The organism is Mesorhizobium sp. P160219, from assembly GCF_057786095.1.
In genome coordinates, this window is record NZ_JBYNWG010000001.1 from 51,498 (window position 1) to 63,378 (window position 11,881).

The window sequence follows — 11,881 nt, forward strand, 5'->3', positions numbered from 1 at the left end:
GATTGGCGCTATCGCTGTCATCCTCAGCAGCCGCGGTTGGCTCTGTGTTCGAGGCACTGTTCGAACCCGGAGGGTTCGCAAGGGCGACCGCCCGTCGGCCGGTCAGGCCGCCCCATCGGAGCCCGTGAGCGAAGCGAACTGGCGTGAGATAAAAAATGGTGCCCCTAGCCGGAATCGAACCAGCACTCCTTGCGGAACTCGATTTTGAGTCGAGCGCGTCTACCAATTCCGCCATAGGGGCTCAGGCCCAAAGGCCTGGATGGGCGCGGACTATACGGTTGGAGGCCTGTTCGTCAACTGGCCAAATGCGCCGCCGTGCCCTGCTTGCGGCAAAAGCCCGCCTTTCTGTTTCATGAAGCTCCTACCATTGTGCGGCGCGGGAAATCTTTCTAGACAGACGCGCATCAAAGCGCGTTGCGTGTGGCAACCTGCATCCAGGAGAGCCGATGCTTCGCGGACTTTACGACTGGACCTTGTCGCTGGCGGCCCGCAAATCCGCCGAATGGTGGCTGGCCTTCATCGCTTTCGTCGAAAGCTCGGTGTTTTTCATACCTGCCGACGTCTTGTACCTGCCCATGGCGTTGGCGCGGCCCGAACGCGCCTATCGCTACGCGCTGACCGCTACTGTCGCGTCGGTGCTGGGCGGCATTGCCGGCTGGCTGATCGGTTACTATGCCTACGACACGATAGCACGGCCGATGCTGGAGCACTTTGGCGGCCTTGACGCGTTCGAGAGGTGGCAGTCGGCCGGCACCGGGCTGATGCTGGTGCTGCTCGTCACATCGGGTGCCGCCCACCTGCCGCCGATCAAGGTGGTCACCATTCTGGCAGGCGCCCTCCACGTCAATCTTTTCGTCTTCATCGTCTCCGCCATCCTGGCGCGTGGCGCTCGTTTCCTGCTTCTTGCCTGGCTGCTGCGCCGCTATGGCGAAGAGATCAAGGAATTCATCGAGAAGCGTTTGGGATTGATCGTCGGCGCCGGCGCCGCCGCCCTGATTTTGCTCTATATCGTCGTCAAATACGCCTTCTGACCGCCCAAGGCGGGCGGTGGGTCAGGACTATGCCGGCGGACGGCGAATTCAACGGACGAAACATGACAGCCACGATGACAGCCGATACCGGACGCCAGCGGACGCGCACCGCTTTGTTTCTCGCCGTCGCCATGGCCGCCACGGTCGGCTCCGCGCTCGCCTTCCAGCACATAGGCGGCTACATCCCCTGCCATCTGTGCCTGGAGCAGCGCACGCCCTATTATATCGGCGCCCCGCTGATGCTGCTGGCGGTGATTGCCTCGATGCTCAGCGCGCCCGCATGGCTGACGCGCGGCCTGCTTGCCGTCGGCGGCCTGCTGATGCTCTATGGCCTCTATCTCGGCGTCTATCATTCGGGCGTCGAATGGGCCTGGTGGCAGGGCCCGGCCGATTGCACGGCCGGCGCCGGCCCGGTCGATACCGGCGGCAAGGGCGTGCTCGACGCGCTCGACAAATTCGTGCCGCCATCCTGCGACAAGGCCGCTTTGCGCATCCTCGGCCTGTCGCTGGCCGGCTGGAACGCCATCGCCAGCTTCATCCTCGCCGCCGTCGCCTTTCGCGGGGCAATGGCGCGCGATTAACCAAGTGCGAGGTCGCGCCATGCGGCCAGTCTCTAAATGTTGGCACCGCCCCTCATTGCCCTGCCGGGCCTTTCTCCCCGTATAGTGACGGGGAGAAAGGCGCAGTCATCAATGGTTTCGCCAATCCCGAACGCTGAAAGAAGGGCGCCAAATTTGCAGCCAATTCCCTATCTCCCCGTCACTATACGGCGAGAAGGTGGCGGCAGCCGGATGAGGGGCAGCACCCGACATCGGCGATTGCCATGGCAAGGCCGATCGGGCCAATCCCTACGGCTCCAACTCCACATCCCAGTAGAGATAATCCATCCAGCTTTCATGCAGATGGTTGGGCGGGAACAGCCGGCCATTGTTGTGCAGGTCGTGCACGGTCGGCTGGTAGGGCTTCTGCAGCGGCCACATCTTGGCGTGCGCCGGCATCATGCCGCCCTTCCTCAGATTGCAGGGTGAACAGGCGGCCACGACATTCTCCCACGTCGTCGCCCCGCCGCGATGGCGCGGGATGACGTGGTCAAAGGTCAGATCCTCGGGCGTGCCGCAATACTGGCACTGGAAGCGGTCGCGCAGGAACACGTTGAAGCGGGTGAATGCCGGGTGCCTCGACGGCTTCACATAGGCCTTCAGGCTGACGACGCTGGGCAGCTTCATCGAAAAGGTCGGCGAAGACACTGCATGCTCGTATTCGGCGACGATGTTGACCCGGTCGAGGAACACCGCCTTGATGGCATCCTGCCAGGACCAGAGCGACAAGGGGTAATAGCTGAGCGGACGGTAATCCGCATTCAGCACCAGCGCAGGAAGCCCATCCGGAGATACGGCAACCGTCACCTTGTTGACCTCCTCATTCTAGAACCGATCGGCGCGGATACTGTAAGCCCGACATGACAGGGATGTGAAGCGGATTGTCACTCGTCAAAAGCGGCAAAAATGCAGGATTTTAACGCTTTTTTGCCGATTCAGGCGGGGGGTGCTGCGTCCCTGCCCCTGGTTTCGCGATAATAGGACCAGAAAAGCCGCGATGCGACACCTCGCCACGGGCTCCATGATTCGGCCAGGGCGATGAGCGTTTTCTCCGGCGGACGCGGTTCGATGCCCAACGCGTGGCCGACCGCGCTTTGCAGCGCGACGTCGCGAGCGGGGAAAATATCGGGGTGGCCGGCGGCAAACAGGAGATAGACTTCCGCCGTCCACGGGCCGATGCCCGGCACCGCGATCATAGCCGCGATCGCCTCTTCGGCGTCGAGCGAACAGAGGTGATGCAGGTCGAGCCCCTCAACCACAGCCTGCGCAACCGCGATCAGACCGCGCTGCTTCGGCCGCGACAGCCCGGCCTCGCGAAACATGTCCTCGCCGGCGACAAGGATCGCCTGCGGCGTTAGCGGATCGACCAGTTTCACCAGCCGGCCGAAAATCGCATCGGCGCTCGCACGGGATACTTGTTGCGAAACGATAATGGAGGCCAGGCTTCGAAAGCCGGGCTCCGACAGCCGCAGCGGCACCTCTCCGGCCATGCCGCGCACCTTTTCCAGGCGCGGATCGATTGCGCAAAGCGCATCCAGCCCGCGCGCAATATCGTCCAGTGTCGCGATGCGTTGCATGTTTTCTTGTTCCTGAACCGGCCGCACGGTAGCAATTGGCAAAACCGCTGCACAACCCGATTGCCGCTTGTGAGATGACGCTCCTGACATTCCGCTTCGCGCCGAGCCCGAATGGCGAACTGCATCTCGGCCATGCCTATTCGGCACTGCTCAACCAGCAACTGGCGCGTGCGGCCGGCGGCCGCCTGCTGCTGCGCATCGAGGACATCGACACGATCCGCTGCACGCCTGAATTCGAGGCTGGCATCTTTCGCGACCTCGAATGGTTAGGTCTCGAATGGGAACAGCCGGTGCGGCGCCAGGCCGAGCATTTCTCCGACTATCAGGCCGTGCTCGACCGGCTGGTCCGCGAAGACCTCGTCTACCCTGCCTTCATGAGCCGTGGCGAGATCAGGGCCTTCATCGCCGACAGTGAAAAACGCGGCCGCGACTGGCCGCGCGACCCGGACGGCGTGCCGCTTTATCCCGGCGCCGACAAGGCGCTGCCGATCAGCGAACGCAACCGCCGCATCGCCGAAAATGCGCCCTTCGCCTGGCGCCTCGACGTTAAGGCGGCGCTGGCGCGCGTCGGCACGGATTTGTCCTGGCGCGAATTCACCAACGAGACGCTTTCGGCGACGCAGCGAGTCGAGGCGCGTCCGCAGGACTGGGGCGACGTCATTCTGGCGCGCCGCGACATCCCGACCAGCTATCACCTGGCCGTCGTCGTCGACGACGCTCTGCAAGGCGTCAGCCATGTCGTGCGTGGCCGCGACCTTTATTCCGCGACCGGCATCCAGCGCCTGCTGCAGGAACTGCTCGGCCTCGGCCAGCCGCAGTATTTCCACCACCGTCTCATACTCGGACCGGATGGGCGCAAACTGTCGAAGAGTTTTGCTGATACCGGCCTTGCCGCGCTGAGGCCGGCAGGCATGTCGCCGGACGATGTCAGGCGGCTGGTCGGGCTCTGACTAAAGCCGGGCCAGCCCCGCCTTGAGCAGCGCCAACGCGCCTATAAACGCGAAGGCGCCGCCCAGTCCCCAGGCAACCGCGAGCTTCAGATCTCTCAGGACGATGCCATGTTCGTTCGCGGCCATGACCGCAGCGAAAAAGCCGAGCGTGAACAGCAATGTGTTGCCGGTCGACCCAAAACCGTCCTCCTGCATGATGGCGTCGAGCGCTGAACCGAAGAAGAAGCCGAACACAGCCACACTGGCCACCGTCATCAAAAGCCAGCTTGTGTCGAGATGCAACAGCATGCGCGCTCCCTGTCGAAGCCAAAACGCCATGTCGCCGGATCCATCGACAGAAGTCGATTGCCCTGACGCCGCCCTTTGAATTCGGCCACCTCCTACATCAGGATGAGCTTATGTACCAATTGTTTCGCTTTGCTTGCCGGATTGAACCGCATTAGAGCAATTGCCGTATTTGTCTCTTCACCGAATCGGACCTCTCCACCGGAAACGGCTTCCCCGAAAATGCACAGTCTCAAGCGGTTCATCCCCGCCTCGTTTGTCGTCCTGTGGGCGACAGGTTTCATCGGCGCGCGCTACGCCATGCCCTGGGCCGAGCCCTTCACCTTTCTGGCGGCCCGCTTTGTCATCGCCGCCTTGCTGCTCGCCGGCCTGATGCTCGTGCTTGGCTCGAAGCGAGCCACAAGGGCAGAAGCGCTTCACGCCACGGTCTCCGGCATCCTCATGCATGGCATCTATCTCGGCGCGGTGTTCTGGGCGATCCACAGGGGCATGCCCGCCGGGCTTTCGGCGCTGATCGTCGGCCTGCAGCCACTGATCACGGCCGTGCTTGCCGGCCGGTTCCTCGGCGAGGCCATCCTGCCGCGCCACTGGGCCGGCCTTGCCGTCGGCCTTGTGGGGGTGATCATCGTGCTGTGGCCAAAGCTCGGCGCTCTCGGCGGCGGCGTTACGCCCGAAACGCTGGCGGCGTCGCTGGTCTCGGTGCTGGGCATGAGCGCCGGGACCATCTGGCAGAAGCGCTATGCCTCGGGTGGCGACCTGGTGGCGGCGACGATGTGGCAATATATCGGCGGCGGCTCGCTGATGATCCTGGCTTCGCTGGCCCTTGAGACCCACACGGTGATCATCAACGGCGAACTGATCTTCGCCATGGCCTGGCTGGTCCTGGTGCTGTCGATCGGCGCCATCTTCTTGCTGATGGTGATGATCCGCGACGGCGAGATGTCGAAGGTCGCGTCGCTGTTCTACCTGGTGCCGGCCGTCACCGCTGTCATCGCCTGGGCGCTGTTCGGCGAACGGCTCAGCCTCGTGCAGATCGTCGGCATGGCAATCGCGACGCTCGGCGTCGGGCTGGCCACGGCTCGGCCAGCCAAAACCTAGCTGCCGACACGCGCGCGCGCTTCGAGAAAGCGGCTGATCGCTGCATTGAGTTCGCCGCCGAGGATGAAGATCGCCGACAGCATATAGAGGAAAACCACGGCGATCATGATCGAGGCGAGGCCGGCATAGGTCGTCACATAGGACGAGAAATGGTCGAGGTAGGTCGCGAACATCGTCGAGCCGACAAGCCACGCAGCCAGAGTGAAAATGATGCCAGGCACCAGCGAGACAAAGCGGCGCTTGCCCGCCGGCAGCCAATAGTGGACGGCAAACAAGCCACCAATGATGACGGTTGAGGCGATGACGTAACGCCACAGCGTGATCGTGCCCGTATAGGGTTTGATCCACTCGAAATGAGCTTCCGCCAGCCGCGCCAGCAAGGGCGCAAAGACCAGGAGCACGCTGATCGCCAGGAAACCGGCCGTCGCGATCAGCACGAAGAAAATGCTCTGCACCCGGCGGTAGATGATGCCGCGCGTTTCGGCGACGCGGTAGGCGCGGTTGAGCGAGGTGCGCAGCGCCTCGATGCCGTTGGAGGCGAAATAGGCCGCCAGCAGCACGCCGTAGGTCAAAAGATCGGTGCGCCGCACGGTCAGCACGTTGAGCACTTCGCGCGCGATAGGCTTCGCGATCTGTTCGGGCCAGGTGTCGAAGACCAGGTGCACGGCAGTATCGGCGAACGCCTGCGCGCCGAGGAAGCTCGCCAGCGTGGTGGCGAAGATCAGGAACGGGAACAGCGCCATCAGCGAAGTGATCGCCAGATGGCTGGCCATGGCCCAGCCGTCATCGGTGTTGAAATGGCCAAGCGCGTCATAGAGCACGCGGCGCAGCACGACGATATTCCGCATCAAGAGCCGCGTTCCCTTCGATTGTCTCGACGCCGCGAATATGGGAAGGGATTGTGGCAAATGGCAACCCTTGCTCAAACCACGACGCCGCCTGCCAAAGAGTTGCGCACCATCATCGTCACCGGCGCCTCGTCCGGGATAGGCGCCCACTGCGCCCGTGCGCTGAAGGCGGATGGCTGGCGGGTGCTTGCAACGGCGCGCAAGCCTGAAGACATAGCCTCACTCGAAGCAGACGGCATCGAGGCGTTTTACCTCGATTACCGTGAGCCGGACTCTATCGAAGCCCTTGTGGGCTCGGTGCTGGAGCGGACAGGCGGACGCCTCGACGCCCTGTTCAACAACGGCGCCCATGCACAGCCCGGCGCCGTGGAAGACCTGCCGGTTGCGGCATTGCGCGAGCAGTTCGAGGCCAATTTCTTCGGCTGGCACGACCTCACCCGACGCATCGTACCGGTAATGCGTCGCCAGGGACATGGCCGCCTCGTTCATTGTTCCTCGATCCTTGGGCTAGCGCCGGTGCCTTTTCGCGGCGCCTACTCAGCCTCCAAGCACGCGCTCGAAGGCCTGATGCTGTGCATGCAGCAGGAACTCAGGGGCAGCGGCATCCATGTCTCGCTGATCGAACCGGGGCCGGTGACCTCGAAAATCGCCAGCAACGGGCTGTTCTGGTTCCTGAAAAACATCGACCACGAGAATTCCGTCCACCACCTCGCCTATGCCACGCAGCTGGCGCGGCTTCGGGCCGGCGGCAGCTCATCACGGCTGAAAAAGGGGCCGGAGGTGGTCTATGCGGCCTTGCGCCATGCACTTCTGTCGCGGCGCCCGCGCCCGCACTATGTGGTAACAGTGCCGGCCAGGATCGGCGTGATGCTCAAGCGCATCCTGCCGGCATCGATGCTCTACCGCGTTCTGGCCAGACGCGCCTGACCGCAACAGAACTGGGAACAGATCATGGCAACCGTCATCAAAGTCCTCCTCGTCCTCGTCATGGTCGCCGTGGTGATCGTGCTTGTCCGCGGCCTCATCAACATGATGCGCGGCGGCTCCGGTGTGAGCTCGAACAAGCTGATGCAGGCGCGCGTGCTGTTGCAGGCGCTGGCGTTGGCACTGATCCTGCTGGTGGTGTACTTCACCCGCAAGTGACGGCCGTTCGGGAGGCGACGTGGTCAAGCTCAACAAGATCTACACCCGCACCGGCGATGACGGCACCACTGGCCTCGGCACCGGTGAACGCAGGCTGAAATCCGACCTGCGCGTCGATGCCTACGGCACCGTCGATGAAGCCAATGCCTGCATCGGCATCGCCCGCCTGCACACAGCGGCAAGTTATCCCGCCATCGACGCCATGCTGTCCCGCATCCAGAACGATTTGTTCGACCTCGGCGCCGATCTCGCCGTGCCCGACGACGGCAAGCCGCTTGGCTACGAACCGCTGCGCATCATCGCCTCGCAGACCGACCGCGTCGAAAAGGATATCGACCTTCTCAACAAGGATCTGCAGCCGCTCAAATCCTTCGTGCTCAATGGCGGCACGCCGGCGGCGGCAGCACTTCATCTTGCCCGCACCGTGGCGCGACGGGCCGAGCGGATCATGGTGGCACTGGCGCAGGACCCGGCCGAACATGTCAATCGCGAGGGGCTGAAATACATAAACCGCGTCTCGGACTTTCTGTTCGTCGCCGCTCGTGCGGTCAATGACAACGGAAATGCCGACGTGTTATGGGTGCCCGGCAAGAACCGCTGAATTTTCGAAGGCGGGAAAGGGCTTGGGGCATGTTCATCCCGCTTTACGACTCCAACAGGTTGCGCCACATCCGGCTGCAATATGTGACGATCGGCCTGATCGCGGCCAACGTGTTGGTCTTTCTCATCACCACGATCGGCGGCGAAAATTTCAACAACGCCGCCGTGCTCGGCCTCGGCTTCATCCCTTCGGTTGTCCACGACACGGCAGAACTCTCGCCCCAATTCGTCGTCATTCCGGAGAGCCTGAGTTACCTCACCTATGCCTTCCTGCATGCCGATATCTTTCATCTCGGCGGCAACATGCTGTTCCTGTGGGTGTTCGGCGATAATGTCGAGGACGCACTCGGCCACATCCGCTACCTTATCTTCTACCTGCTTTGCGCCATCGCCGGCGCCTTCTTCCAAGGGCTCGTCGCCTGGAGTTCGGAGGTGCCGCTGATCGGCGCCTCCGGCGCCATTGCCGGCGTCGTCGCCGCCTATCTGGTCCTCTACCCCCGGGTGAAAGTGTGGGTGCTGGTCTTTGCCCGCATTCCGCTGCGTATCCCGGCCTTCATCCCGCTGATCCTGTGGATCGGCTTCCAAGTGGTGATGTTTGCCGCCGGCGGCGAAAACCAGATATCCTGGGCCTGCCATATTGGCGGCATCATTGCCGGTGGCGTGCTGGTGCTCATCATGCGCAGCCGCGGCGTGCCGCTGCTCGCCGGTGACGACGGCGAGCCGGAACCCGCCGATCAGCCAGCCGCTTCTACTGGGCCGGCGCCAGCCGGTCCCGCTCCCGTGCAACCTGAGACGCGTTGGGGCCGAGGTGGCGCTTCCGGTCACAACTGAACCGATTTGAGCGGTTTGGCCGCTGCCGTGGCATATTGACGTGTTGCGTCTCCACAACTACGGAGAGCGCCACCGCTAGGCGGCAGAAGACAAGAATTCCGTCCGGCCAGAATTCCGTTTGGCCGCAATTCAGTCAGGAATGTCGGCTTTCGACAACTCTGCGGAGGCGCACGCTGCTATAGCGCGCCCGGATATCTCAGGAGAGGTGACAGGCAAATGAAGATCCTTGTGCCCGTGAAGCGGGTTGTGGATGCGAACGTCAAGGTTCGCGTCAAGGCTGATGGTTCGGCGGTTGAACTCGCCAACGTCAAGATGGCGATGAACCCGTTCGACGAGATCGCGGTGGAAGAGGCGCTCCGGCTGAAGGAAGCCGGCAAGGCCGAAGAGATCATCGTCGTGTCGATCGGCCCGCAGCAGGCGCAGGAAACGCTCCGCACCGCGCTCGCCATGGGCGCCGACCGCGCCATCCTGGTCAAGACAGACGAACAGACCGAGCCGCTCGGCGTCGCCAAGGTGCTGAAGGGCGTCGTCGACGCCGAGCAGCCCGGTCTCGTGATCCTGGGCAAGCAGGCGATCGATGATGACTCGAACCAGACCGGCCAGATGCTGGCCGCCCTGCTCGGCTGGGCACAGGGCACTTTCGCCTCCAAGGTCGTGATCGACGGCGACAAGGCCAAGGTGACGCGCGAAGTCGACGGCGGCCTGCAGACGGTAGAGCTGAAAATGCCGGCGATCATCACCGCCGACCTTCGTCTCAACCAGCCGCGCTATGCCTCGCTGCCCAACATCATGAAGGCCAAGAAGAAGCCGCTCGACGAAAAGAGCCCGGCCGATTACGGCGCCGACGTCAAGCCGCGCCTGAAGGTGCTCAAGACCGAGGAGCCCAGCGGCCGCAAGGCGGGCGTGAAGGTCAAGAGCGTCGCCGAACTGGTCGACAAGCTGAAGAACGAAGCCGGCGTGCTCTGAGACTGGAAGGAACAGATAAAATGACCATTCTCCTCATCGCAGAACACGACAACGCAACTCTTTCCGACCAGACCGCCAAGGCGCTCTCGGCGGCGCTGCAGATCGGTTCGGACGTGCATGTGCTGGTCGCCGGCAAAGGCGCCAAGGGCGCGGCCGACGCCGCCGCCAAGCTCGAGGGCGTGAGCAAGGTGCTGCTGGCCGAGGCCGACGAACTGGCCGAGCGCCTCGCCGAACCGCTCGCCGCACTCGTTGTCTCGCTGGCCGGCGCCTACGACACCATAATCGCGCCGGCGACCTCGTCGGGCAAGAATGTCGCGCCGCGCGTGGCGGCCCTGCTCGATGTCGCGCAAGTCTCCGAGATCATCGAAGTGGTTTCACCAGACACGTTCAAACGGCCGATCTATGCCGGCAACGCCATCCAGACGGTGCAGTCGAGCGACGCCAAGAAGGTCATCACCGTGCGCACCGCCTCCTTCCAGGCTGCCCCCGAGGGCGGCTCGGCAGCTGTCGAGACGGTCAAGGCCGCGTCCAATCCGGGCCTGTCCACCTTCGTCGAGAACAGGCTGTCGGAAACCGACCGTCCGGAACTGACCTCGGCCAAGATCATCATTTCGGGCGGCCGCGCGCTCGGCTCCTCGGAAAAGTTCCAGGAAGTCATTCTGCCGGTCGCCGACAAGCTCGGTGCAGCCGTCGGCGCCTCGCGCGCTGCCGTCGACGCCGGCTACGCCCCGAATGACTGGCAGGTCGGCCAAACCGGCAAGGTCGTGGCGCCGGACCTCTATATTGCCGTCGGCATTTCCGGCGCCATCCAGCACCTTGCCGGCATGAAGGATTCGAAGGTCATCGTCGCCATCAACAAGGACGAGGAGGCGCCGATCTTCCAGGTTGCCGATTATGGCCTCGTCGGCGACCTGTTCGTCATCCTGCCGGAACTGCAAAAGGCGCTTTGACGCTCTCTGCCAAAGCGTATTAAATTGTGAAAGGGTGGGGTAGACGAAGCTACCCCACCCTTTTAGTTTGCACTGCACAAAAAGCAGGCCGCAAAGGCCTTTTCGACGGGATCGCTGCAAATGGCCAAGATCGAGACGATCGGCATCATCGGCGCCGGCCAGATGGGCGGCGGCATCGCGCATGTATCAGCACTTTCGGGTTTCAAGGTGCTGATCTACGACGTCTCGCCCGACCGTATCGAGAAGGGCATTGCCACGGTCAGCGGCAACATGGCCCGTCAGGTCGGCTCCGGCAAGCTTGAGGAAAAGCTGCGTAACGAAGCGATGGCGCGCATTTCCGCAGCCCCCACCATGGCTGATCTCGCCGGTGCCGATCTGGTTATCGAGGCGGCGACCGAGGACGAGACGGTCAAGCGCAAGATTTACGCGCAGCTCTGTCCCCAGCTCAACCCGGAAGCCATTCTGGCGACCAACACCTCGTCGATTTCGATCACCCGGCTTGCGGCGCAGACCGACCGTCCCGAGCGTTTCATCGGCATACATTTCATGAACCCCGTGCCGCTGATGAAGCTGGTCGAACTGGTGCGCGGCATCGCTACCGAGGATCAGACCTTCGAGGCGGCCAAGGCCTATGTGAAACAGCTCGACAAGACGATCACCGTCTCTGAAGATTTTCCGGCCTTCATCGTCAACCGCATTCTATTGCCGATGATCAACGAGGCGATCTACACGCTCTATGAGGGGGTCGGCTCGGTCGATGCCATCGACACCGCCATGCGGCTCGGCGCCAACCATCCGATGGGACCGCTGCAGCTCGCCGATTTCATCGGCCTCGACACCTGCCTGTCGATCATGCAGGTGCTGCATGACGGCCTGTCGGATTCGAAATATCGCCCCTGCCCGCTGCTGGTGAAATATGTCGAGGCCGGCTGGCTCGGCCGCAAGACCGGGCGCGGCTTCTACGATTATCGCGGCGAGCATCCGGTTCCGACGCGCTAACCAC

General features: G+C 63.1%; 15 protein-coding genes and 1 tRNA gene. 11 read left to right on the forward strand and 5 right to left on the reverse strand.

All coding sequences use genetic code 11. The features are described from left to right. Positions 1–156: 156 nt before the first annotated feature. Positions 157–241 (reverse strand) — tRNA-Leu (locus tag AC3EMP_RS00240). A gap of 205 nt (positions 242–446) precedes the next feature. On the opposite strand from AC3EMP_RS00240, the gene AC3EMP_RS00245 reads away from it, so the two are divergent. Both AC3EMP_RS00245 and AC3EMP_RS00250 read left to right on the forward strand, forming a co-directional pair. Beyond that, positions 447–1,031 (forward strand): YqaA family protein, encoded by a 585-nt coding sequence (locus AC3EMP_RS00245; protein WP_023673756.1) that lies wholly within the window; start codon positions 447–449, stop codon positions 1,029–1,031. Between the two features lie 62 nt (positions 1,032–1,093). Continuing rightward, positions 1,094–1,612, forward strand: coding sequence for a disulfide bond formation protein B (locus AC3EMP_RS00250; protein ID WP_023737462.1), 519 nt, complete (start codon positions 1,094–1,096; stop codon positions 1,610–1,612). 267 nt (positions 1,613–1,879) lie between these two features. Here AC3EMP_RS00250 and AC3EMP_RS00255 read toward each other — a convergent pair whose 3' ends face one another. Next, positions 1,880–2,437 carry an HNH endonuclease gene (locus tag AC3EMP_RS00255; RefSeq protein ID WP_008874122.1) on the reverse strand — a complete coding sequence of 186 codons (558 nt, stop codon included), beginning with the start codon at positions 2,435–2,437 and terminating at the stop codon, positions 1,880–1,882. A 128-nt stretch (positions 2,438–2,565) separates the two neighbouring features. After that, positions 2,566–3,207 (reverse strand): DNA-3-methyladenine glycosylase family protein, encoded by a 642-nt coding sequence (locus tag AC3EMP_RS00260; protein ID WP_352713325.1) that lies wholly within the window; start codon positions 3,205–3,207, stop codon positions 2,566–2,568. A gap of 74 nt (positions 3,208–3,281) precedes the next feature. On the opposite strand from AC3EMP_RS00260, the gene gluQRS reads away from it, so the two are divergent. Continuing rightward, a complete protein-coding gene (gene gluQRS / locus AC3EMP_RS00265; RefSeq protein WP_352713327.1) occupies positions 3,282–4,157 on the forward strand; it encodes a tRNA glutamyl-Q(34) synthetase GluQRS in 876 nt (291 codons plus the stop codon). Here gluQRS and AC3EMP_RS00270 read toward each other — a convergent pair whose 3' ends face one another. Then, entirely contained in the window at positions 4,158–4,445 is a 288-nt protein-coding gene (locus AC3EMP_RS00270; RefSeq protein ID WP_023671677.1) for a hypothetical protein, read from the reverse strand. Between the two features lie 219 nt (positions 4,446–4,664). Between AC3EMP_RS00270 and AC3EMP_RS00275 the strand changes: the two genes are divergently transcribed. Then, entirely contained in the window at positions 4,665–5,540 is an 876-nt protein-coding gene (locus AC3EMP_RS00275) for a DMT family transporter (RefSeq protein ID WP_023671676.1), read from the forward strand. Here the strand turns inward: AC3EMP_RS00275 and AC3EMP_RS00280 are convergent. Continuing rightward, positions 5,537–6,388, reverse strand: coding sequence for a YihY/virulence factor BrkB family protein (locus AC3EMP_RS00280; protein ID WP_023671675.1), 852 nt, complete (start codon positions 6,386–6,388; stop codon positions 5,537–5,539). The genes AC3EMP_RS00275 and AC3EMP_RS00280 overlap by 4 nt on opposite strands. A gap of 60 nt (positions 6,389–6,448) precedes the next feature. Here AC3EMP_RS00280 and AC3EMP_RS00285 point away from each other — a divergent pair, with 60 nt between their 5' ends. The 7 genes from AC3EMP_RS00285 to AC3EMP_RS00315 all read left to right on the forward strand — a co-directional run bounded on the left by AC3EMP_RS00285 (position 6,449) and on the right by AC3EMP_RS00315 (position 11,877). Beyond that, complete coding sequence (locus AC3EMP_RS00285) at positions 6,449–7,315, forward strand: SDR family oxidoreductase (protein WP_023671674.1); 867 nt, start codon at positions 6,449–6,451, stop codon at positions 7,313–7,315. Between the two features lie 24 nt (positions 7,316–7,339). Further along, on the forward strand, positions 7,340–7,531 hold the full coding sequence (locus AC3EMP_RS00290; protein WP_023671673.1) for a twin transmembrane helix small protein: 192 nt from the start codon (positions 7,340–7,342) through the stop codon (positions 7,529–7,531). Positions 7,532–7,550: 19 nt separating this feature from the next. Continuing rightward, positions 7,551–8,132, forward strand: a complete 582-nt coding sequence (locus tag AC3EMP_RS00295; RefSeq protein ID WP_023671672.1) for a cob(I)yrinic acid a,c-diamide adenosyltransferase — start codon at positions 7,551–7,553, stop codon at positions 8,130–8,132. Between the two features lie 29 nt (positions 8,133–8,161). Continuing rightward, positions 8,162–8,962, forward strand: coding sequence for a rhomboid family intramembrane serine protease (locus tag AC3EMP_RS00300; protein ID WP_023737459.1), 801 nt, complete (start codon positions 8,162–8,164; stop codon positions 8,960–8,962). A gap of 216 nt (positions 8,963–9,178) precedes the next feature. Then, positions 9,179–9,928, forward strand: coding sequence for an electron transfer flavoprotein subunit beta/FixA family protein (locus AC3EMP_RS00305; protein ID WP_023737458.1), 750 nt, complete (start codon positions 9,179–9,181; stop codon positions 9,926–9,928). 20 nt (positions 9,929–9,948) lie between these two features. Beyond that, positions 9,949–10,878 (forward strand): electron transfer flavoprotein subunit alpha/FixB family protein, encoded by a 930-nt coding sequence (locus AC3EMP_RS00310; protein ID WP_023737457.1) that lies wholly within the window; start codon positions 9,949–9,951, stop codon positions 10,876–10,878. A gap of 120 nt (positions 10,879–10,998) precedes the next feature. After that, a complete protein-coding gene (locus AC3EMP_RS00315) occupies positions 10,999–11,877 on the forward strand; it encodes a 3-hydroxybutyryl-CoA dehydrogenase (RefSeq protein WP_023671668.1) in 879 nt (292 codons plus the stop codon). The last annotated feature ends 4 nt before the right edge of the window (positions 11,878–11,881 follow it).

Bases quoted from the DNA above. Each gene is read 5' to 3' on its own strand.
- AC3EMP_RS00315 (WP_023671668.1), top strand. From the start codon at position 10,999: ATGGCCAAGATCGAGACGATCGGCATCATCGGCGCCGGCCAGATGGGC.
- AC3EMP_RS00300 (WP_023737459.1), top strand. From the start codon at position 8,162: ATGTTCATCCCGCTTTACGACTCCAACAGGTTGCGCCACATCCGGCTG.
- AC3EMP_RS00310 (WP_023737457.1), top strand. From the start codon at position 9,949: ATGACCATTCTCCTCATCGCAGAACACGACAACGCAACTCTTTCCGAC.
- AC3EMP_RS00290 (WP_023671673.1), top strand. From the start codon at position 7,340: ATGGCAACCGTCATCAAAGTCCTCCTCGTCCTCGTCATGGTCGCCGTG.
- AC3EMP_RS00305 (WP_023737458.1), top strand. From the start codon at position 9,179: ATGAAGATCCTTGTGCCCGTGAAGCGGGTTGTGGATGCGAACGTCAAG.
- AC3EMP_RS00245 (WP_023673756.1), top strand. From the start codon at position 447: ATGCTTCGCGGACTTTACGACTGGACCTTGTCGCTGGCGGCCCGCAAA.
- AC3EMP_RS00285 (WP_023671674.1), top strand. From the start codon at position 6,449: ATGGCAACCCTTGCTCAAACCACGACGCCGCCTGCCAAAGAGTTGCGC.
- gluQRS (WP_352713327.1), top strand. From the start codon at position 3,282: ATGACGCTCCTGACATTCCGCTTCGCGCCGAGCCCGAATGGCGAACTG.
- AC3EMP_RS00280 (WP_023671675.1), bottom strand. From the start codon at position 6,388: ATGCGGAATATCGTCGTGCTGCGCCGCGTGCTCTATGACGCGCTTGGC.
- AC3EMP_RS00275 (WP_023671676.1), top strand. From the start codon at position 4,665: ATGCACAGTCTCAAGCGGTTCATCCCCGCCTCGTTTGTCGTCCTGTGG.
- AC3EMP_RS00250 (WP_023737462.1), top strand. From the start codon at position 1,094: ATGACAGCCACGATGACAGCCGATACCGGACGCCAGCGGACGCGCACC.
- AC3EMP_RS00260 (WP_352713325.1), bottom strand. From the start codon at position 3,207: ATGCAACGCATCGCGACACTGGACGATATTGCGCGCGGGCTGGATGCG.
- AC3EMP_RS00270 (WP_023671677.1), bottom strand. From the start codon at position 4,445: ATGCTGTTGCATCTCGACACAAGCTGGCTTTTGATGACGGTGGCCAGT.